The 21,129-nt window shown below is 75.0% G+C and carries 16 protein-coding genes and 1 pseudogene; 11 read left to right on the plus strand and 6 right to left on the minus strand.

Annotation, left to right across the window (positions count from 1 at the left end):
* Positions 1-122: 122 nt before the first annotated feature.
* On the minus strand, positions 123-1,874 hold the full coding sequence (treZ, locus tag ACFY7E_RS31970; RefSeq protein ID WP_389491194.1) for a malto-oligosyltrehalose trehalohydrolase: 1,752 nt from the start codon (positions 1,872-1,874) through the stop codon (positions 123-125).
* A gap of 72 nt (positions 1,875-1,946) precedes the next feature.
* Positions 1,947-2,903 (minus strand): GNAT family N-acetyltransferase, encoded by a 957-nt coding sequence (locus ACFY7E_RS31975; RefSeq protein WP_389491196.1) that lies wholly within the window; start codon positions 2,901-2,903, stop codon positions 1,947-1,949.
* A 175-nt stretch (positions 2,904-3,078) separates the two neighbouring features.
* Here ACFY7E_RS31975 and ACFY7E_RS31980 point away from each other — a divergent pair, with 175 nt between their 5' ends.
* From ACFY7E_RS31980 to ACFY7E_RS31990, 3 genes are all read left to right on the plus strand, one after another.
* Positions 3,079-3,627: an FHA domain-containing protein gene (locus tag ACFY7E_RS31980; protein ID WP_389491152.1), complete on the plus strand. Its 549-nt coding sequence runs from the start codon at positions 3,079-3,081 to the stop codon at positions 3,625-3,627.
* A gap of 349 nt (positions 3,628-3,976) precedes the next feature.
* Positions 3,977-5,029 (plus strand): cytochrome P450, encoded by a 1,053-nt coding sequence (locus tag ACFY7E_RS31985; RefSeq protein ID WP_389491154.1) that lies wholly within the window; start codon positions 3,977-3,979, stop codon positions 5,027-5,029.
* Positions 5,030-5,113: 84 nt separating this feature from the next.
* A complete protein-coding gene (locus ACFY7E_RS31990; protein ID WP_389491156.1) occupies positions 5,114-5,602 on the plus strand; it encodes a hypothetical protein in 489 nt (162 codons plus the stop codon).
* Positions 5,603-5,660: 58 nt separating this feature from the next.
* Here ACFY7E_RS31990 and treY read toward each other — a convergent pair whose 3' ends face one another.
* Complete coding sequence (gene treY, locus ACFY7E_RS31995) at positions 5,661-8,033, minus strand: malto-oligosyltrehalose synthase (RefSeq protein ID WP_389491158.1); 2,373 nt, start codon at positions 8,031-8,033, stop codon at positions 5,661-5,663.
* A 141-nt stretch (positions 8,034-8,174) separates the two neighbouring features.
* Complete coding sequence (glgX, locus tag ACFY7E_RS32000; protein ID WP_389491160.1) at positions 8,175-10,298, minus strand: glycogen debranching protein GlgX; 2,124 nt, start codon at positions 10,296-10,298, stop codon at positions 8,175-8,177.
* A 478-nt stretch (positions 10,299-10,776) separates the two neighbouring features.
* On the opposite strand from glgX, the gene ACFY7E_RS32005 reads away from it, so the two are divergent.
* Both ACFY7E_RS32005 and ACFY7E_RS32010 read left to right on the plus strand, forming a co-directional pair.
* The gene (locus ACFY7E_RS32005) at positions 10,777-12,081 is read left to right on the plus strand and encodes an SAV2148 family HEPN domain-containing protein (RefSeq protein WP_389491162.1); all 1,305 of its coding nucleotides are present in this window, start codon (positions 10,777-10,779) and stop codon (positions 12,079-12,081) included.
* 92 nt (positions 12,082-12,173) lie between these two features.
* Entirely contained in the window at positions 12,174-12,899 is a 726-nt protein-coding gene (locus ACFY7E_RS32010) for a 3'-5' exonuclease (protein WP_389491164.1), read from the plus strand.
* Between the two features lie 94 nt (positions 12,900-12,993).
* Here the strand turns inward: ACFY7E_RS32010 and ACFY7E_RS32015 are convergent, their stop codons facing one another.
* Positions 12,994-13,851: a phosphotransferase enzyme family protein gene (locus tag ACFY7E_RS32015; protein WP_389491166.1), complete on the minus strand. Its 858-nt coding sequence runs from the start codon at positions 13,849-13,851 to the stop codon at positions 12,994-12,996.
* Positions 13,852-14,155: 304 nt separating this feature from the next.
* Here ACFY7E_RS32015 and ACFY7E_RS32020 point away from each other — a divergent pair, with 304 nt between their 5' ends.
* Together ACFY7E_RS32020 and ACFY7E_RS32025 are read left to right on the plus strand one after the other, a co-directional pair.
* The gene (locus tag ACFY7E_RS32020; protein WP_389491168.1) at positions 14,156-14,710 is read left to right on the plus strand and encodes a DUF1697 domain-containing protein; all 555 of its coding nucleotides are present in this window, start codon (positions 14,156-14,158) and stop codon (positions 14,708-14,710) included.
* 74 nt (positions 14,711-14,784) lie between these two features.
* Positions 14,785-15,137: pseudogene (locus ACFY7E_RS32025) on the plus strand (disulfide bond formation protein DsbA); the annotation flags it as partial.
* Between the two features lie 124 nt (positions 15,138-15,261).
* Here the strand turns inward: ACFY7E_RS32025 and ACFY7E_RS32030 are convergent.
* Positions 15,262-15,969 carry a methyltransferase domain-containing protein gene (locus ACFY7E_RS32030; protein WP_389491170.1) on the minus strand — a complete coding sequence of 236 codons (708 nt, stop codon included), beginning with the start codon at positions 15,967-15,969 and terminating at the stop codon, positions 15,262-15,264.
* A 191-nt stretch (positions 15,970-16,160) separates the two neighbouring features.
* Between ACFY7E_RS32030 and ACFY7E_RS32035 the strand changes: the two genes are divergently transcribed.
* Genes ACFY7E_RS32035 through ACFY7E_RS32050 form a run of 4 tightly spaced genes read left to right on the plus strand, consistent with a single transcriptional unit; the run spans position 16,161 to position 21,020 of the window.
* A complete protein-coding gene (locus tag ACFY7E_RS32035; protein ID WP_389491172.1) occupies positions 16,161-17,363 on the plus strand; it encodes a polyprenyl synthetase family protein in 1,203 nt (400 codons plus the stop codon).
* A complete protein-coding gene (gene crtI / locus ACFY7E_RS32040) occupies positions 17,360-18,916 on the plus strand; it encodes a phytoene desaturase family protein (protein ID WP_389491174.1) in 1,557 nt (518 codons plus the stop codon). Before ACFY7E_RS32035 ends, crtI begins: the two co-directional genes overlap by 4 nt.
* Positions 18,913-20,028, plus strand: a complete 1,116-nt coding sequence (locus ACFY7E_RS32045) for a phytoene/squalene synthase family protein (protein ID WP_389491176.1) — start codon at positions 18,913-18,915, stop codon at positions 20,026-20,028. The genes crtI and ACFY7E_RS32045 overlap by 4 nt, the downstream gene beginning before the upstream one ends.
* A gap of 5 nt (positions 20,029-20,033) precedes the next feature.
* Complete coding sequence (locus tag ACFY7E_RS32050; RefSeq protein WP_389491198.1) at positions 20,034-21,020, plus strand: DUF5914 domain-containing protein; 987 nt, start codon at positions 20,034-20,036, stop codon at positions 21,018-21,020.
* Positions 21,021-21,129 lie beyond the last annotated feature (109 nt).

The raw sequence follows: 21,129 nt of genomic DNA on the forward strand, positions 1-21,129 counted from the left end.
CCCCGCGCCGTGCTCCAGGAACTGGCCGGCCACCGCGGCGTCATCGACCCCGACGACGACGCCATGGTGGTCTGCCTCGACTGGCGCGGACGGCCGTCGGACTGAGACCGCCCGGCGGGCGGTCAGCCGTCCGACAGGACCACCGCGGACTCCGCCGGCACCCGCAGGACCCCGTCCGCCGCCGGCGGGTCGACCGGCTCCCAGGACGCCAGGACCCGGTCCCGGCCGTTGGAGCCGAGCGGGATCACCGCCGGCTCCTTGCCCAGGTTCACCACCACCCGCAGGTCCCCGCGCCGGAAGACCAGCCAGCGGTCCTCCTCGTCGTGGGCGACCTTCACGCTCCCCAGGTCCGGGTCCGTCAGGTCCGGCAGGGTGCGGCGCAGCGCGATCAGCTCCCGGTGCCAGGCGAGCAGCCGCCGGTGCGGGTCCTCCTCGCGCTCGGCGCGGTTCAGGACCGAGCGGTCCCGGGTGGCCCGGTCCTGCGGGTCGGGGACCTCGCTCTCGTCCCAGCCGTGCTCCGCGAACTCCCGCCGCCGCCCCCGCCGCACGGCCTCCGCGAGCTCCGGGTCGGTGTGGTCGGTGAAGTACTGCCAGGGGGTCGTCGCCCCCCACTCCTCGCCCATGAACAGCATCGGCACCGAGGGCCCGGTCAGGACCAGGGCCGCCGCGCAGGCGAGCAGGCCGGGGGAGACCGAGGCCGAGAGGCGGTCCCCGAGGGCCCGGTTGCCGATCTGGTCGTGCGTCTGCGCGTACCCCAGGAAGCGGTGGGCGGGGGTCCGCTCCCGGTCCACCGGCCGCCCGTGGTGGCGGCCCCGGAAGGTGGAGTACGTGCCGTCGTGGAAGAAGACGTGCGTGAGCGTCTTGGCCAGCGCGGCGATCGGCGCCCGTGCGAAGTCGGCGTAATAGCCCTGCGACTCGCCGGTCAGGGCGGTGTGCAGGGCGTGGTGGAAGTCGTCGTTCCACTGGGCGTGGAGCCCGACGCCGCCCAGCGCGCGCGGCGTGGTCGTGCGGGGGTCGCCCATGTCGGACTCGGCGATCAGGAAGTGCTCGCGGCCCTGCTCCCGCGCCAGCTCGTCCACGGCCGCCGACAGCTCCTCCAGGAACGTCAGCGCCCGCGTGTCCGCGAGCGCGTGCACCGCGTCGAGCCGCAGCCCGTCGATCCGGTAGTCCCGCAGCCAGGCGAGCGCGCTCCCCAGGAAGTACGCCCGCACCTCGTCCGAACCGGCCGCGTCCAGGTTCACCGCCGAGCCCCACGGGGTGTGGTGGGCGTCCGTGAAGTACGGCCCGAAGGCGGGCAGGTGGTTGCCGGAGGGCCCCAGGTGGTTGTGGACCACGTCGAGGACCACGCCCATGCCGAGCCCGTGGGCCGCGTCCACGAACCGCTTCAGCGCCTCGGGACCGCCGTACGGCTCGTGCACCGCCCACGGCGCCACCCCGTCGTACCCCCAGCCCCACGTCCCGGGGAACGGGCACAGCGGCATCAGCTCCACATGGGTGATGCCGAGGCCCGCCAGCTCCCCGAGGCGCCCGGCCGCCGCGTCGAGCGTGCCCTCGGGGGTGAAGGTGCCCACGTGCAGCTCGTACAGGACGCCGCCGCGCAGCCGCAGCTCCGGGGACTCGTTCCGCCAGGCGTACGCGGAGTGGTCGACGACCGCGCTCCGGCCGTCGGGCCCGTCGGGCAGTCTGCGGGAGCGGGGGTCGGGCAGCACGGGCCCGTCGTCCACGGCGAAGCCGTACCGGTCGCCGTCCCCTGCGGGCGCCACGCCCGTCCACCAGCCGTCCCGCTCGGCGTCCCGCTCCAGGGGGTGGCCGGTGCCGTTCAGCTCCAGCGTCACCCGGTCACGGGCGTTCGGCGCCCACACCTCGAAGAGCACGGGAATCCCCTCGTCGTCGGAACCAGTCGGCCGTGCGGTGGTCACGGCCGGTCACCGCGACCATCCTGGCAGTCAGGACCCCGGCGTGCCCGGCGCGTCCCACGTGTGGTTGATCGCGCGCTCGAACGTGTCGTAGCCCGTACGGGCGAACGCGGCCGCCATCGGCACGTTCCCCAGGTCCGTGGCCGCCCGGATCCGGGGCACGTCGGCGGCGGCCAGGATCCGGGTCCCCTCCGCCAGGACGTCGTCGACGTAACCGTGCCCCCGGTGGGCGGGCAGCACACCGACGTACGCGATCGTGTGGTGGTAGTTGTTCCGGGCGGGCACGACGAACCCGACCGGCTCGCCGGTCTCCGGCAGCAGCGCCACCCGCCACCACGCGCGGGGCGAGGAGTAGTGGGCGAACTCCCCGTCGTAGTGCCGCTCCGCCACCTCCCGCGCCGAGAGCCCGGACTCCAGATCGGCCCGCCCGTGCGCGTCGAGGGTGCCGTCGAGCACCGGGACCATCAGGGAGACGAGGTCCTCGCGGTCCCGCACCGGACGGAACTCCAGGCGCCCCTTCGGCTCCGGTACGGGGGTGCCGGGCCGCCACTCCAGGCGCAGCCGCTCCACGAGGGGACGGGCGCCGGAGCGCTCCAGGACGGCGAAGAGCGACTCCAGGTACGCGCGGGTCTCCGGGACCTCGCGCCAGTCGGGGGGGAGGAACCGCCCGTACTCGGGGCGCCGCGTCCCCGCCGGGACGACCGCCGCCGTCGCCGTCTCCAGGAGCCGCAGGCCGACGTCGGCGCGTTCCTCGTCGGACAGCTCCGGCGCCAGGTCGAAGAAGTCGAGCGCCTGCGGTTCGGCGCCCGCCGCGTGGGTCCACCAGGCGATCCGGCCGAGGAGCCGGTCGCCGTCCAGGGCCACCCACATCCACTCCGGGAGGCGGCGGCCGGTGGCGAGGTCGTCGGCGAGCTCGTGGTCGAGCGAGTAGGCGAGGCGGAGGAAGAGGTCCAGCTCCTGCGGTCCCGCGAGCGGGCGTATCGCGATCACGTGCGGTGTTCTCCCGGGGAGTTCGGTGGTGGTGCCGGGCGACCGTAGCAGTGATCTTGGAAGAGGGATAAGGGGTTTCCGGCGGGCCCCGGTGGCGGCCTCCGTGGAGCCCGGGCCCCGGTTCCGGGACCCTTCTGGACACTTCGGGCCCGGCGGGCCGACAATCTCGGGTGTGACGACCCCTTTCGAGCTTCCGGCGAACTCCCCCCGGCTGACCGACGCCGAGCGGGACCGCGCGCTGGGGCTGCTCCGCGAGGGCGCCGCGCAGGGCCGCCTCTCCCACGACACCTTCCTCTTCCGGATGGAGTGCGCGCTCCAGGCCCGCCGGCCGGACGAACTCGACCTGCTCGTCGCCGACCTGAGGACCGAGGGGACCTGGGCCCGGCGGGTGGTGGGCGCGGTGGAGCGGATGTCCGCGTTCACGGCGAAGCTCGGACGCGCCTGGCACGCGGAACGGCTGCCGAAACTGCTGCTTCCGCACCCCGGGCCGTACCCGCTGCGGATAGGCCGCGACCCGGTCAACGGGCTGCGGCTCAGCCACGAGACGGCCTCCCGGCTGCACGCCGAACTCTCGCTCCAGGGCGGGACGTGGGTGCTGCGCGACCTCGGCTCGACGAACGGCACCACCGTCAACGGGCGCCGGGTCGCGGGCGCGGTGGTGGTGCGGCCCGGGGACGTGGTCGGCTTCGGCCAGATGGCGTTCCGCCTCTCCCACCACTGAGCACTGCCGAGTACGGCTGAACGCGCCGGAAGGTTCACCTGTTCGGCGGTACGTGAGTGGGCGCCGAGGTCCCCCGGATGGTGGGCTTGGTCCGGACGCGCGCCACGTTCTCCGGCCCGCGGCACCCACCGCCGACCGAGCAGGGGGCGCGATGACCGCCGAACCGACCCGAGGCATCCACGACGACCGGCCGGAAGGCCGGGACAGCCACGACGACCGGCCGGAAAGCCGGGGTGTCCGTGACGGTCGCCCGGAAAACCACGGCGTCCGCGACGACCGGCCGGAAGACCGGGATCCCCGTGGCGGCCGCCCGGAAGGGACCGGTGGGGCCTGGACCCGGCTGCCGGTCATGAACCCGGCCGCCCCCTCGGCCGCCGCCCCGTCGGGGACGGGGCAGGGCCGTGGCGCCTCCCCCGTACGGACCGGGCGGGGCGGCGCGCCCCTCCCCGGCCGTGTGCGCACCGCCCCCTCCCCGGCCGCCGCCGGCGGGCGGACCGTCGCGCCGAGCCCCCTCGACCCGGGCGCCTCGCAGGACCCGCACGGCATCCACCGCAGGCTCCGCGAGGAGTTCCCGCTGACCTACGACCCGCTGCTGCGGGCCTGGGTCCTCAGCCGGTACGCGGACGTGGCCGCCGCCCTCACCGACAACCGCTTCACCCACGGGCACCGCCCCGGCGACCCGCCGTGCGCCCGCGCCCACGTCGACGTCGACACGGCCGTGCTGCGGTCCGTCACCGAACGCACCGCGTACGTCCTCGCCCGCCGGATCGCCGAGCGGCCGCAGGCCGACCTGGTCGCCGACTTCTGCCACTGGCTGCCCGCCGGAACCGTCGCCGCCGCCGTCGGCGTCCCCTACCGGGACGTGATGCGGCTCGTACGGGGCCGTGCGGCCGGGGCGCTCGCGGGGGAGTGCGGCACCCAGATCGCCGTACGGGAGAAGGCGCTCGCCTCCTTCCTCGGCAACGTCCTCTCCGACCCCGACCAGGTCGCCGCCCTCCGGGACGCGCCCGCCGCGCTCGTGGCCCGCGCCTGGACCGAGTCGCTGCGCCGCGACCCGCCCGTGCAGATCGCGGTGCGCCGCACCGCCGCCGAGGTGCCGGTGAGCGGCGGCATCGTCCCGGCGGGCGCGTCCGTCGCGCTCCTCGTCGGCTCGGCGGGCCGGGATCCGGAGCGCTTCCGGGAGCCCGACCGCTTCGACCCGTTCCGCGACGACCCGGGCCAGCTCACCTACGGATCCGGCTTCTGCCCGGCCGTCCTCCTGGCCGGCATCGAGGCCGAGTACGCCCTGCGGGCCCTCTTCGCGGAGATGCCCCGACTGCGCCTCGCCGACGGCTTCCGGCCCACCCCCGCGGGGCTCATCACCCGTGCCCCGCGCACCCTGATCGTCCGTCCGGGAGGCTGAGGCGTGACCCCGCCGCCGCTGCTAGGGTGACGTGCGCTCGTCAAGCGAGCCGTATTCATTACCACTTTCAACGGGGTTTGAAACATGAAGATGCGTCATGTCCGCGCGCTCGCCGTCTTCGGCATCGCGCTCGTCGCGCTGACCGGTGCCCGCGGCTCGGGCGGTGGCGGCTGCGACAACCACAGCAGCTCCGGCTCCAGCAGCTCCGGCGGCGGCAGCGGCAGCCACCACGACAACGACGACAACGGCACCTCCGGCGGTTCCGTGTCCGGCGGTTCCAGCAGCGCGAACAAGGCCCTGCGCGACATCACCATCGACACGTGCGCCTACGACGCGGCGACCAAGAACCTCACCGCGCGCATCACGATCAAGAACGACGGCGTGCTCGACTACGACTACGACGTCACGCTGAAGTTCAAGGGCACCTCCGCCACCTCGGCGACCGCGACCACGAACGACATCGCGGTCGCGGCGGGCGCCACCAAGAGCGTCGACCTGACCACCCCGTACCCCGGCACCGGTGACGGCTCCGAGTACACCAAGTGCGAGGTCACGCGGGCCGGCCGCTCCTGACCCGCGCACCTGGGGGGAGGGGCGCGGACCGCGTCCCTCCCCCTTCGTCACCCCCTCCTCATCCCTCACCGTCCGGGATCCGCGCGAGCAGCGCCACCGGCCGCTCCTCGAAGAGCTCCGCCAGCTTCAGCTCCGTCGCCGGACCGCCGGTGAACTCCCGCACCCCGTCCAGGACGTCGGCCCAGCGGCCCTCCGGAAGCACCAGCTCCGTGTCCTGCCAGCCGCCCGTCTCCGCGAGCCGCAGCGAGAGCCGGGTCACCGCCGTCACCACCTCGCCCCCGCGGGCGAAGGCCAGGCAGTGCCCGGCGGCCGGACCCCCGGCCGCCAGCGGCACGTACGCGCCGCCCGGCCCGAAGGCCCCCGGGCGCTCCCGCCGCAGCCGCAGCGCCGCCCGGACCAGGGCCGTCCGGTCGTCGTCCGGACCGGGCGCGAACGGAGCCCGGTTGTCCGGGTCGACGAGCGCCCGGTACTCCCGCTCCGTGTTCTGGTACAGCTCCGGCACCCCCGGCATCGTGAGCTGCGCGAGCAGCGCGCCCAGTGCGTGCGCCCGGATGTGCGGCTCCAGGGCGAAGGCCGCCTCCGAGGCCGACCGGAGCGGGATCCGGCCGGGCCCGGCCGCCGTGAACTCCGCCACCGCCCGCTCGTACTCCTCGTCCGGCTCGGTCCAGCTGGTCCTGAGTCCCGCCTCCCGCACGGACTTGAGGAGCGCGGGCACCAGCCGGTCCGCGTCCGGCGTGCCGAGGCCGAAGGCCGTCTGCCAGGCCGTCCACGCCAGGTGCTGGTCCGGCGCGGGCACCCCCGCCACCTCCCCGAGCAGCTCCGTCCACACCTCCGGGCACTGGGCGAGGACCGCGATCGCGGCCCGCACGTCCGCGCTCCGCTTGGTGTCGTGGGTCGAGAGGACCGTGCCCGTGGCCGGCCAGTCCCGGGCGATCCGCAGGCAGTACGCGTGGAACTCCTCCACCGGCACCGCCGGGCGTCCCGCGTCGCCGCCCACCTCGTTCGCCGAGAGCAGCGGCGTGTACCGGTAGAAGGCCGTGTCCTCCACGGACTTGGCCCGCAGCGCCGAGGAGGTCTGGGCGAACCGGGCCCGGAACGCCCGGTGCCCGGGCCCGTCGCCCCGCAGGCCGAGCGCGAGGTCCCGCACGAGGTCGACCGCCGCCGCCTCCTCCGCCACCGCGAACGCGGCCTTCGCGCCGCGCGCCGCCTCCGGAGTGATCACCTCCTCGCCGCCGGTCCGGTAGGTCCGGTAGACCGGCACCCGGACCAGGAGCTCCCGGATCGCGGTGCGCAGCGCCCAGGGCGCGTGGTCCCGCAGGGCGGGGTCGGCGGCGCAGATCCGCTCCGCGATCCGGGTGAGCACGGCCGTCTCGGCGGCCAGGTCGTGCCCCACCACCTCGTACGCGGCGCGCCGCTCGGTCGCCTCCCAGCGTCCGCCCCGGTCGGCGGCCTTGCCGACGAACCCCCGGTACAGCTCGGCGAGCGTGTCGGCGCCCACGGGGTCGGTGAACACCCCGTCGAGCCGCCGCAGCGCGTCGTACCCCGTGGTGCCCGCCACCGGCCAGGAGTCCGGCAGCTCCTCCGCACCGGTGAGGATCTTCTCCACCACCGTCCAGCAGCGTCCGCCGGTCGCCTCCGCCAGGTCCTCCAGATAGCCCTGCGGGTCCGCGAGGCCGTCCGGGTGGTCGATGCGCAGCCCCTCGACCACCCCGTCCGCGACCAGTTCCACGATCTTCGCGTGGGTGGCCTCGAAGACCCCGGGCTCCTCCATCCGCACCCCGATGAGGTCGGAGACGGTGAAGAAGCGCCGGTAGTTCAGCTCGGTGCGGGCGAGGCGCCACCAGGCGAGCCGGTACCACTGGGCGTCGAGCAGCTCGTCCAACGGCAGCCCCTCCGTGCCGGGGCGCAGCGGGAACTCCTGCCCGTCCAGACGCAGCGCCCCGCCGGAGACCCGGAACCGGTCCCGCACCTCCGGGAGCCGCGCGGGCAGCACCGGGAGCAGCAGCCGGCCGTCCCCGGCCCGCCAGTCCACGTCGAACCAGCGGGCGTACGGCGAGTCCGGGCCGTCGCGGAGCACGGCGCGCAGCGCGTGGTTGTGGACGGGGGAGGCCGCCATGTGGTTGGGCACCAGGTCCACGACCAGGCCGAGCCCGTGGGCCCGCGCGGTCGCGGCCAGGGACCGCAGCCCCTCCTCGCCGCCCAGTTCGGCCCGTACGGACCGGTGGTCGGTGACGTCGTAGCCGTGGGCCGAGCCGGGCACCGCCTCCAGGACGGGGGAGAGGTGCAGATGGGAGACCCCGAGACCGGCCAGGTGCGGCACGGCGCGCTCGGCGGCCGCGAACGGGAAGTCCGGCTGGAGCTGGAGCCGGTAGGTGGCGGTCGGCAGGGCGGTGAGGCGCTGGAGCGGGGAACGGGCCGGAAAGGAGGTCATGCGAACGTACGTACCCGGCTGGAGGGCTTCTGTGTCATCGCCTCCGCGTCCGCCCGTGCCCACCGCCCCGGATTCCCCCGAAAGGATGACGCCGAACGGCCCCGCCGGTCGCCCGGCGGGGCCGTGGTCCGGAGGCCGTGCTCAGACCGGCCGGCGCAGCACGGTCAGGCTGAGCGGCGCGAGCGTCACCCGCTCGCCGCCCGCCAGCTCCGGCCCCTGGTGCGGCGGCATGCCCTGCGGGTCGGAGGTGTCCACCACCGTGTGCCAGGAGTGGCCGTGGCTGTCCGGCACCGAGAACTCCAGCTCCTTCGACGAGGCGTTGAACATCAGCAGGAAGGAGTCGTCGGCGATCCGCTCGCCCTGCGTGCCCGGTTCCGAGATCGCGTTCCCGTTGAGGAAGACGGTCAGCGCCTTGGCGTGCGCCGCCTGCCAGTCCCGGGAGGTCATCTCCTCGCCCTCGGGCGTGAACCAGGCGATGTCGGTCAGCTCGTCGTGGGTGCCCTCGACCGGCCGCCCGTGGAAGAAGCGGCGGCGCCGGAAGACGGGGTGCTCGCGGCGCAGCCGCACCATCGCCCGGGTGAAGCGGAGCAGGGTCGCCTCCACCTCGCTGTTCTCCTTGGGCCACTGCACCCAGGACACCTCGTTGTCCTGGCAGTACGCGTTGTTGTTGCCGCCCTGCGTCCGCCCGAACTCGTCGCCGTGGCTGAGCATGGGAACGCCCTGCGACAGCATCAGGGTGGCGAGGAAGTTGCGCATCTGGCGGGCGCGCAGCTCCTTGATCCCGATGTCCTCGGTCTCGCCCTCGGCCCCGCAGTTCCACGAGCGGTTGTGGCTCTCGCCGTCCCGGTTCTCCTCGCCGTTCGCCTCGTTGTGCTTGTCGTTGTACGAGACGAGGTCGCGCAGGGTGAAGCCGTCGTGGCAGGTCACGAAGTTGACCGAGGCGAGCGGCCGCCGGCCGTCGTCCTGGTACAGGTCGGAGGAGCCGGTCAGGCGGGAGGCGAACTCGGCGAGCGTGCGCGGCTCGCCCCGCCACAGGTCCCGCACGCAGTCCCGGTACTTGCCGTTCCACTCGGTCCACAGCGGCGGGAAGTTCCCCACCTGGTAGCCGCCCTCGCCCACGTCCCACGGCTCGGCGATCAGCTTCACCTGGCTCACCACCGGGTCCTGCTGCACCAGGTCGAAGAAGGACGACAGGCGGTCCACCTCGTGGAACTGGCGGGCCAGGGTGGCCGCCAGGTCGAAGCGGAAGCCGTCCACGTGCATCTCGGTCACCCAGTACCGCAGGCTGTCCATGATCATCTGGAGCACGTGCGGGGACCGCATGAGCAGCGAGTTGCCCGTGCCGGTCGTGTCGAAGTAGTGCGCGGGCGCGTCGTCCACGAGCCGGTAGTACGAAGGGTTGTCCAGGCCCTTGAAGGAGAGCGTCGGACCCAGGTGGTTGCCCTCGGCGGTGTGGTTGTAGACCACGTCGAGGATGACCTCGATGCCCGCCTGGTGCAGCGCCCGGACCGCCGACTTGAACTCCAGGACCTGCTGGCCCCGGTCGCCCCAGGACGCGTACGCGTTGTGCGGGGCGAAGAAGCCGATCGTGTTGTAGCCCCAGTAGTTCGAGAGCCCCGCGTCCGCGAGCCGGTGGTCGTTCACGAACTGGTGGACGGGCATCAGTTCGAGCGCCGTCACCCCCAGCTCCTTCAGGTGCCCGATCACCGCCGGGTGCGCCAGGCCCGCGTACGTCCCCCGCAGCTCCTCGGGGAGGTCCGGGTGCAGCATCGTCAGGCCCTTCACATGGGCCTCGTAGATCACCGTGTGGTGGTACTCGGTGCGCGGGCGCCGGTCGTCGCCCCAGTCGAAGTACGGGTTGACCACGACCGAGGCCATCGTGTGCGGGCCCGAGTCCCGGTCGTTGCGCGCGTCCGGCTTCCCGAACGGGTAGCCGTACACCGCCTCGCTCCACTCGACCTGACCCGACATCGCGCGCGCGTAGGGGTCGAGCAGCAGCTTCGCCGGGTTGCAGCGCAGCCCCTGCTCCGGGGCGTACGGGCCGTGCACCCGGAAGCCGTACCGCTGTCCGGGCATCACGCCCGGCAGATAGGCGTGCCGCACGAACGCGTCGGACTCGCGCAGCTCCACCGCCGTCTCCGAGCCGTCGTCGTTGAGCAGACACAGCTCGATCCTGTGGGCGGCCTCCGAGAAGACCGCGAAGTTGGTTCCCGCACCGTCGTAGGTGGCGCCCAAGGGGTACGCCTGTCCCGGCCAGACCTGCATGGATACGACTATTCCTCTTCTGTCCGGGTCTTTCTGGATGGTCTTCGGCCAGATCCTGCCCGAAAGAGACGCCGGCTCCTAGGACTTCGCCCGGTCCTGCCGGGTGACCGGCGACCGTGCGGGGGAAGGGGCGGAAACACGTACGAAATGGCATCCCGCCAGTCGGGGGAACGGGCAAGTCGGGAGACTCCGGACGGACCGCCCCCGGGGTCAACATCGGGTTCCGCCGCGTCGCCCCGGCCGGGTGCCGGCGACCGGCGCCGGCCCGTCGGCGGACCCCCGTCGGCACCCGGGTGCGCAACCGCTATGAATCCGCTCACTCCACCCGATCTCGCCCCACGGAACGGACGCTTCCGCCTTGGTAGTTGAGGAAGGAGGCCGGGATCCTGCTGCACCGCCTCCCGCTCCCGGAGTACCCTTCCTTGATCGTTGCCGGAGTGGTCGAAACGAGTGTCCAGGAGCAGAAGGCGGTGCGCGGGTGAGCTCGGGAGGTCTGGAGCTGCCCCCAGGGGACGCGGGTCGGGACGGGAGTCCGGCCGGCCCCGCCGAGGCGCCGCCCGGAGCGGCCGCGCCCCCGGGGGCCGGCGCGCCGCCGGGCGCGGGTGCGCCGCCCGGCACGGTCGCCGTCGCCCGGCCCGTGGAGATAGGGGCCGAGCTCGACTGGGACGCCGGGGCCTGGAGCGAGGTCCGCACCCGGGCCCAGCGCGCCGGCCGCGCCTACATCTGGCTGAATCTCGTCGAACAGCGGCTGCGGGCCGTCGTCGCCGCCGTCCTGCGACCGGTGTACGAACCGGTCCACGGCGAGGAGTGGGTGGTCGCCGCCGCCGGACCGGCCGGCCAGGAGTGGGTGCAGCGCGCGGTCGCCGTGCGCGAGGTCTCGCGGCGCAAGGGCTACCTCCTCGACCCGGCCGACGACAACGTGCTGAGCTTCCTGACCCTCCCGCAGCTGCGCGAACTGATGGTCCAGCACTGGCCCTGCTTCGAGCCCTACTTCGACGACCGGCGCGAGGTCGAGCTCGCCCTGGACGAGCTGGAGGTCACGCGCAACGTGGTCTCCCGCAACCGCGCCCTCTCGCTGACCGTCCTCGCCCAGTCCGAACGGGCCTCCGCCCGCATCCTGGAGATCCTCGGCAGCGGGGCCGGGGTCCCGTCCGCCGACCGGCTGCCCGTGGACGCCGTCGAGGACCTCGTCGGCGACCGGTACGCGGACGTGGTGCAGGTCCACCCCGACCGGGTCCGGCTCCAGCGGCAGCTGCCCGCCGAGGACCTCTTCGGCGGGGCCCGCCGCCTCGACGCCACCGGCATAGGCCTGAACCTGCTCGTGCAGAACTTCTCCGGGCGCCGCATGGTGCGCCTCGCCGAGTCCGGCTGCCGGACGCGGCTCCTCTTCCTCAACCCCGCCAGCAGCGCCGTCAAGCGGCGCGAGCGGGAACTCGGCCTCAAGAAGGGCGAACTGAGCCGCTCGGTCGAGATGAACATCCTGCACATGCGCCGGGTCCGCTCCGAACTCCGCGACCCGGGCGCCTTCCAGATCCACGTCTTCGACGAGACCCCCCGCTTCACCGCCTACCTGGTGGACGGCGACGGCCCCGACGGGGTCGGCGTCGTCCAGTCCTACCTGCGCCGCGCCCGGGGCATGGAGGCCCCGGTCCTGGTGCTGCGCGGCGGCGGCCGGAACGTGGTCCGCCACGACCGGCAGGCCCGCGACGAGGACCACGGTCTGTTCGAGACGTACCGGGAGGAGTTCGAGTCGATCTGGCTCGACTCCCGGCCCGTCTCCTGAACCCCCCCGGGGGACAGGGGCACCCGGGGCGGTTGTCAGTGTCGCGTGCGAGGGTGGTCGTACCACGGGGGAGATTACGTAAGGAGGACCCGATGGCTTGGCACGGCGAGACGCTGGTCGGCTTCGATCTGGAGACGACCGGCACCGATCCGCTGGAGGCCCGCATCGTGACGGCCTCGGTCGTGGAGGTCGAGGGCGGGGGACGCGTCGCACGGCGGCGGGACTGGCTCGCCGACCCGGGGGTCGACATCCCGGACCAGGCCGCCGCGATCCACGGCATCACCACCGAACGCGCGACGGCCGAGGGCCGGCCGGTGCGCGAGGTGGCCGACGAGATCGCGAAGACGCTCGCGGAGTACTGGGCGGACGGCGTCCCGGTCGTGGCGTACAACGCCTCCTTCGACCTCACCCTCCTCGCCGCCGAGCTGCGCCGCCACGGACTGCCCCCGATGGAGGAGCGGCTCGGCGGGGCCGGGACGGGCCCGGTCGTCGACCCGTACACCATCGACCGCGCCGTCGACCGCTACCGGCGCGGCAAGCGGACCCTGGAGGCGGTCTGCGGCGAGTACGGCGTCGTCCTCGAATCCGCCCACGAGGCCGCGGCCGACGCGCTCGCCGCCGTCCGGGTCGCCGTCGCGATAGCCGAGCGGCACCGCCGGGTGGCCGACCTCGACCCGGCCGAGCTCCACGCGCGCCAGATCGACTGGTACCGCGCCTGGGCCGAGGACTTCCAGTCCTTCCTGCGCCGCAAGGGGAACGCGGAGGCGGTCGTCGACACGGCGTGGCCCCTGCGCGACGCGGTCGTGCCCGCGCGCTGAGCGCCGTCCCGCCGGTGCGCCCCGGGCGGCCGGATCCCGGCCCGCCGGACGACTTCGACGGCGTCTTCGGCCGACGGGCGCCACGGACCCGGCGTCAGAACGGGTACCAGCGCACCTCGGGGTCGCCGTCCCGCAGCGAGGCCACCCGGCGCTCGAACTCCGCCAGGGCCTTCGGGTTCGTCGGCGCGTGCTGCGCCACCCACGCACAGCTCGCGGTCTCCCGCGCCCCGCGCAGCACCGCACAGCCCTCCCACTCCCGCACGTCCCAGCCGTACGCCTCGGTGAAGGCGTCGTACGCGGCCGGGTCGAGGCCGTACCGGTCGCGGGACAGGGCCAGGACGACCAGGTCGTGCTCGCGCAGGTCCGAGGAGAAGGTCTCCAGGTCGACCAGGACCGGGCCGTCCGGGCCGACGTGGACGTTCCGGGGCAGGGCGTCCCCGTGGATCGGGCCCGGCGCCAGGCGCGGGGTCAGGGCGGCCGCCGCCGGGGCGAAGGAGTCGCGCCGCTCGCGCAGGAACGCCGCGTCCGCCGGGTCGATCGCGTCCCCCGCGAGCCGCAGCCACCGCTCGACGCCGCCGAGCAGCTCGCGGCGGGGGAGCGCGAAGCCCTCGGGCTCCGGCAGGGCGTGGACACGCCGCAGCAGCGGGGCGAGGTCCCGGGGTTCGGGCGGCCGGACCGCCCCGGGCAGCCGGTGCCAGAGGGTGACCGGATGGCCCGCCACGAGCCGGGGCCTCTCCTCCGCCGCCCGCACGGCGGGGACGCCGGCCGCCGCCAGCCAGGCGGCGAGCGCCAGCTCGCGCTCCGCCCGCCCGAGCAGCTCGGCGTCCCGGCCGACCTTCACCACCAGGTCGCCCACGGCGAAGACCGCGTTCTCCCCGAGTGCGAGGAGTTCGGCCTCCCCGGCCGGCAGCCCCGCCCCGTCCATGACCTCCCGTGCCCGCGCCTCGTCCATCGACCTCTCCCTCACCTGTGCGTTCGCGTCGAAGTCTCGCATCCGTCCGGCCCGCCCCGCGGATCGCCCCGGCGGCGCGGCGGGCGACCGGACGCCCGTCCGCTATCAGGGGAAAAGAACGGTTCGCGAGGGGCCCGCCATTACGAAACCTTGTTGAAAAAGTCACAGTAGGGTGAAGGGTCTTCTCCCGCCCCGTTCCATGGGACAGTGTTCGAACCGGCCACCGTGCCGCCCCCCACGAGGCGCGGTGGCCCTTCCCCCCGGGAGCGCGACCGGAGCCGGGGGCGGGCCTTAGGTTGGGGCCATGACGCAGACATACGCGGCGCTGCTCCGGGGCGTCAACGTGAGCGGACGCCGCAAGGTCCCCATGCCGGAACTCCGTTCCCTCCTCGAGGGCCTCGGCCACCGGAACGTCCGCACCCACCTCCAGAGCGGGAACGCCGTCTTCACCACCGGCGCGGACGCCTCCGAGGAGGAGCTCACGGCCGCGGTCGAGGCCGCGATCGAGGGCCGGTTCGGCTTCCGCGTGGACTGCCTCGTCCGGGACGGCGCCTATCTCGCCGCCGTCGCCGACGCCTGCCCGTTCCCCACCGCCGGGATCGAGGGCAAGCAGCTCCACGCCCTCTACTTCTCGGGCCCTCCCGACGCGGAACGCTTCGCGGCGATCGACCAGGAGGCGTACCGCCCGGAGGCCTTCGCCCTCGGCGACCGGGTCCTCTACCTCCACGTCCCCGAAGGCCTCGGCAGGTCCGCGCTGGGGGACGCCGTGTCCCGGCCGTCCCTCTCCAAGGGGCTGGTGGTCACCGCCCGCAACTGGAACACGGTCCTCAAGCTGGTGGAGATGACCCGGGAGGGCTGACGGGGAAGCGGCCCACTTCGGAGGACGGTGAATGGACCACCGGGGAGGGCCGACCGCCGCCTGGATTCGTCCCCATGACCACCACCGGTCCGGAGGACACCCGTACCGGCGGCACCGGCACTCCGTCCCGTACCGCCATCGACTTCTCCTTCGACCCCGCCTGCCCCTTCGCCTGGATCGCCTCCCGCCGGATCCTGGAGGTCAGCGCCACCGGGACCTCGACCTCCGCTTCCGGATCATGAGCCTCCACCTCCACGACGAGGGCGGCGAACTGCCCGGCCGGTACCGGGAACTCGTCGACGCCTCCCTCGGCCCGGTGCGCGTGGCGGTGACCGCCGCCGAACAGCACGGCGAGGAGATCCTGAGCCCCCTCTACACCGCCTACGGGACCCGCGTCCACGAGGGGAGGCGGAAGGACTTCGGCGCCTTCCGCGCCCTGGTCGCCCACCCGGACCTCTTCGAACTCAAGCGCACCCGCACCGGGAGCCTCGACTTCTCCTGGCAGCACGACCAGTGCCGCGACGGTACTTTCCCCGGCGGCCGGGCGCCTCTCAGGGCGCGACCCCGGTGAACGTGTGGGTGATGCCCGTCTGCCAGCCCGGCTGCGGGAGCGCCCGTACGTCCGTGAAGCCCGCGCGGCGCAGACGGTCGGCGAAGGCGGGCGCCGTGTCGAAGTCGAGGACGCTGTGCCACAGGTGCCGGTAGAGCGCCCCGTCCCCGTGACGGCGGCCCCACGGCAGGACGACCGCGCGCATCACCGCCGACCACACCGCCCGGTGGACGGCCAGGCCGCCCAGGGCGTACTCGTGGACGACCAGGCGCCCGCCCGGCCGCAGGACGCCCCGCACCCGGTCGAGGACCCCGTCGGGATCCGCCACGTTGCGGAAGAGGTAGGCGGCGAAGACCGCGTCGTACGGGCCGCGCACCCCGGCCCCCGCCATGCCCTCCACCGGCGCGTGCACGAAGGAGACCCCGGGCGGCCACGGCTTGCCCCGTGCCCGGTCGAGCATGCCGGCGGACGCGTCGACCCCGGTGACGGACGCCCCGGGCGCGGCCCGCAGCAACGCCCGGGTCGACGCCCCCGTACCGCAGCCGAGGTCGAGCACCGACCACCCCCGGCCGCCGTCGGGCAGGGCGAGGCGGCGGGCGGAGCGGAGCAGGTGCCGGTGGTAGCCGGGGCTCGCGGACGTCATCCGGTCGTAGGACCGCGAGGCGCGGTCGAAGGCGTGGGCGAGGTCGGCGTCTCGCAGCAGGGACATGGACCACTCCTCCGTGGGGGCTCCCGCATCGGGTCTCACCCGCAGTGTCGCCCGCCGCCGGTGCGGGCGCGGGCGGCGGCGGGCGGTGATTGGGCCGGGCGGCCCAAGGAACGGTGCATCCGATGCCGTCGGCGGTACTGAATGACCCGTGAGGACGAAGAGATGCCGCCCGGCGAGCGAGGGGTGAACCGATGCGCGTGCCCGATCCACTTCAGGTAGACGAGGGGGTACCGGCCGCCGTCGAGGACCACCTCGCCGCCGTCCTCCGGCAGCGGACGGCGGACGCGGCGGAGGCCGATCCGGACTTCGCGTCCGACATCGCCGACCGGGTGGCCGCCTTCGCCCTGGGCGGCGGCAGGCGGCTGCGCGCCGAGTTCCTGTGGTGGGCGATGCGGGGCAGCGGCGGTGGGGCCCCCGAGACCCCGGCGACCCTGGGGACCGCGGCCGCCCTCGAACTGATCCAGACGTGCGCGCTGATCCACGACGACGTGATGGACGGCTCGCCCCTGCGGCGGGGCCGCCCCGCCGTGCACGTCCAGCTGGACGCGCGGTTCGGCACGGGGCGGCGCGCCCTGCCCTGCGGCACGTTCGGCGGCGCCGCCGCCGTCCTCGCCGGAGACCTGGCCCTGGCCTGGGCCGACGACGCCTTCGCCGAGTCCGTCGCGGGGCTGCCGTCGGCGTCCCGGGCGGCCGGGGTCTGGCGGGCGATGCGCACCGAGATGGTCGCGGGCCAGTACCTCGACCTGCGCGCCCAGGTCACGGGCGACGCCTCGGCCGACCGGGCGGCGCGCACGGCCGTCCTGAAGACCGCCCTCTACTCGATGGGACACCCCCTGGCCCTGGGCGCGACCCTGGCCGGAGCCTCCGGGGACACGGTCCGCGCGCTCCGCGAGGCGGGACGGTCCGCCGGGCTCGCCTTCCAGCTCCACGACGACGTGCGGGGGGCCTTCGGCGACCCGGCGGCCACCGGGAAGCCGGTCGGCGAGGACATCCGGGAGGGGAAGGCGACGTACCTCCTGGCCGTCGCCGGGGAGCGCTGCGCCGAGCTGGGGGACCGGGCCGGGCTCGGACTCCTGGAACGGGTCACCGGTGGAGCCCGTACGGCCGAGGAGGACGTGGACCGCGTGCTCGACCTGCTCGTCTCCTGCGGCGCCCGGGACCGGGTCGCCCGGCGGGTCGAGGAACTGTGCGCCCGGGGCGCGGAGTCGGTGGCGCGCGCCGGACTCGCGCGGGAGGCGGCGGACCGGATCGGACGGCTCTTCGGGGCGGCGTGCGGCCTGGAACCCGGGCGCGCCACCGCACCACCGGGGCCGTCCGTACCACCGGGACCGCCCGCACCACCGGAGCCGTCCGTACCGCCCACCCCGCCCGTCCTGATCGGGGAGGCCCGGTGAAGAAGATCGCGGGACCGACGGACCACGTCGTCGTGGTGGGTGCCGGGCTCGCCGGGCTCGCCGCCGCCCTCCACCTGCTCGGCGCCGGACGCCGGGTGACCGTCGTCGAGGGCGAACCGCTCCCGGGCGGCCGCGCCGGCCGTCTCGACCTGGGCGGCTACCGGGCGGACACCGGACCGACCGTCCTCACCATGCCCGACATCCTCGACGACGCCTTCCGGGCGGTCGGGGACTCCCTGCGCGCACGGGTCGACCTCGTCCCCCTCCACCCGGCCTACCGGGCGCTGTTCGCCGACGGCACCCGCCTCGACGTGCACACGGACCCCGACGCCATGGAGGCGGAGGTCGCCGCCTTCGCCGGCCCCCGCGAGGCCGCCGGGTACGGCAGGCTGCGCCGCTGGCTGGAGGAGCTGTACGCGGTCCAGATGCGCCGCTTCATCGACGCCAACTTCGACTCCCCCGTCCAGCTCCTCCACCCCGACCTCGCACGGCTCGCCGCCCTCGGCGGCTTCGGCCGGCTCGACCGGGCCGTGGGCCGCTTCCTGGCGGACGAGCGGCTGCGGCGCGTCTTCTCCTTCCAGGCCCTGTACGCGGGCGTGGCGCCCTCGCGGGCCCTCGCCGCCTACGCGGTGATCTCCTACATGGACACGGTCGCCGGGGTGTACTTCCCGCGCGGCGGGATGCACGCCGTACCGGCGGCCATGGCGGACGCGGTGGTACGGGCCGGCGGCACGGTCCGGTACGACGAGCCGGTCACCACGCTCGAACGCCGGGGCGAGCGCGTCACCGCCGTCCTCACCGAGCACGGCCGGATCCCCTGCGACGCGGTCGTCCTCACCCCGGACCTGCCCGTCACCTACGGCCTCCTCGGCCGTGAACCCCGCCGCGCCCTCCGGCTGAGACACTCCCCGAGCGCGGTCGTGATCCACGCAGGGACGGACCGCACCTGGCCCGAACTCGCCCACCACACGCTCTCCTTCGGGACCGCGTGGGAGGGCACGTTCCACGAGCTGATCGACCGGGGGCGCCTGATGAGCGACCCCTCGCTGCTCGTCACCCGGCCCACGGCCACCGACCCCTCACTCGCCCCGCCCGGCCGCCACCTGCACTACGTCCTCGCCCCCTGTCCGAACACCCGGACCGGGCCGGACGCCGCCCACTGGGGCGAACTCGGCCCGCGCTACCGCGACACGCTCGTCCGCGAGCTCGAACGCCGGGGCCTGGAAGGATTCGGCGACTCGATCGAGGAGGAGACCCTGGTGACCCCGGCGGACTGGACGGCCCGGGGGCACGCCGCCGGCACCCCCTTCTCCGCCGCCCACACCTTCGCCCAGACCGGCCCCTTCCGGCCCCGGAACCTGGTGCGGGGCACGGCCAACGCCGTCCTCGCCGGCTGCGGCACCACCCCCGGCGTCGGCGTCCCCACGGTGCTCCTCTCCGGGAAGCTCGCGGCGGCCCGGATCACCGGCGGACCCGCCCGCCCCGGCCGGCGCCCCGCACCACCGGGGACGGACCGGACCCGGGTGCCCGGCACGAGCGGGGCCGCACGGTGACGGCCCGGGAGCTGGACGCGGCCGGCGTCACCGACCCCCGCCTGCGGGCCGCGTACACCGCCTGCCGGCGTCTGAACGCCCGCCACGGCAGGACGTACTTCCTGGCCACCCGCCTCCTGCCCGTCGACCGGCGCTCCGCCGTCCACGCGCTGTACGGCTTCGCGCGGCGCGCCGACGACATCGTCGACGACCTGGGCACCGACGCGACGACGGAGGAGCGCTCCGCCGCCCTGGACGTCCTGGAGAGCCAGTGGCGGCACGCCGTCCGGGGCGGGGAGGTCCGCGAACCGGTGGTGATGGCGGCTGCCGACGCCCGCGCCCGCCACCACATCCCGGAGCGCCACTTCACCGACTTCCTGACCTCGATGCGCAGCGACCTGACGGTCGAGCGGTACGCGACGTACGCCGACCTCCACGCCTACATGCACGGCTCGGCGGCCGTCATCGGGCTCCAGATGGTCCCCGTCCTCGGCACCGTCGTCCCCCGCGCGGAGGCCGAGCCGTACGCGGCGGCGCTCGGCCGGGCCTTCCAGCTCACCAACTTCCTCCGGGACGTGGGCGAGGACCTCGACCGGGGGCGCGTCTACCTGCCCCTGGACCTCCTCGCCGCGTACGGGGTCGACCCCGAGCTGCTGACGTGGAGCAGGATGACCGGCTGCCGGGACGCCCGGATCACCGCCGCGCTGCGGGCCGCCGCCGCCCTGACCCGGGGCGTCTACCGCGAGGCGGAGCCCGGCATCGCCCGGCTCGCCCCCGTGTCGGCGCCCTGCGTCCGCGCCGCCTTCGTGCTGTACCGGGACATCCTGACGGCCATCGAGCGGGACGGGTACGCGGCGGTGCACCGCCGGGCGGTCGTCGGCCGCCGCCGCAGGGCGGCCGTGGCGGCACGCGGCCTGGTGGGCGCCCTCGCCGCCCGCACCCTGCCGGGCCGCGCCCGGACGGCCCCCGCCGTCCCGGCCGTGCCGCGCGCGGAGGTCCACAGGACCTGGGCGAGCAGCGGGGCCGAACTCGACCGCACGAGAACGGCGGCGGAAACGGTACGGGCGACGGAAACGACCCGGACGACGGAAACGACCCGGGCGACGGGGACGGCGGGAGGCGGCGAGCGGTGAGCGCGATGCGGAAGCCGGAGATCCCGTTGCGGCTGCGCCGGAACGCCGTCGCCTGGGAGCGGCAGCGGCCCACGTGGCGGGAGGCCAAGCCCGCCCTGATCGCCGAGGCGCTCGACCGCGCCGGGGCCCGCCCCACCGGCAACTGGTTCGTCGTCGGCGGCAGCCGCGACCTCAAGGACGGCCGGCCCCTCGGACGGACCGTGGCGGGCACCGAACTGGTCCTGTGGCGCGACGCGGAAGGGACGCCCCACGCGGGCCCGGGGGCCTGCCCGCACCTGGGGGCGCCGCTGAAGGACAGCGTCGTGCGGTGCGGCACGCTGATCTGCCACTGGCACGGACTCGCCCTGGACGGCGGCCCCTTCGCGGGCTGGTCGCCGTGGCCCGTCCACGACGACGGGACGCTGCTCTGGGTCCGGCTCGACCGGGCGGGCGGCGAGACCCCGACGGAACGGCCCTCCGTGCCCGAACGCCCGCCGGCGGCCGGGGCGGTCGGTGCCGTCTACACGGGCGTGGGGACGTGCGAGCCGGAGGACGTCGTCGCCAACCGGCTCGACCCCTGGCACGGCGCCTGGCTCCACCCGTACTCCTTCGTCGACCTGGAGGTGCTGCGCACCCCGACCGAGGAGGACGACGAGCTGGAGGTGGAGGTGTCGTTCAAGGTGGCCGGCCGGGTCGTGGTGCCCGTCCGGGCCGTGTTCACCGCACCCGGCCCCCGGACGGTCGTCATGCGGATCACGGAGGGCGAGGGGACGGGATCGGTGGTCGAGACGCACGCGACGCCCCTGACCCCGCCGGGCGCCCGGCGCCCGCGCACCGCCGTGGTGGAGGCCGTCGTCGCCGGTTCGGACCGGCGGGGGTTCGCCGTGGCCCGCCTGACGGCACCCCTCCTCCGCCCGGCGATGCGGGCGGCGGCGGGCCGCCTGTGGCGCGACGACCTGGCGTACGCCGAACGGCGCTGGTCCCTGCGGGCGCGGGGGCTGTTCCCGGGCTGACGTACGGGGGTGGGGCCCACCCCCGTACGGGGGCCGGTCCGGTACTCCCCGTACGCCCGGGCCGCCGGGGCCGGTCCGGTACTCCCCGTACGCCCGGGCCGCCGGGGCC

The sequence above is a fragment of the Streptomyces sp. NPDC012825 genome, from assembly GCF_042900925.1.
Taxonomy (GTDB): domain Bacteria; phylum Actinomycetota; class Actinomycetes; order Streptomycetales; family Streptomycetaceae; genus Streptomyces.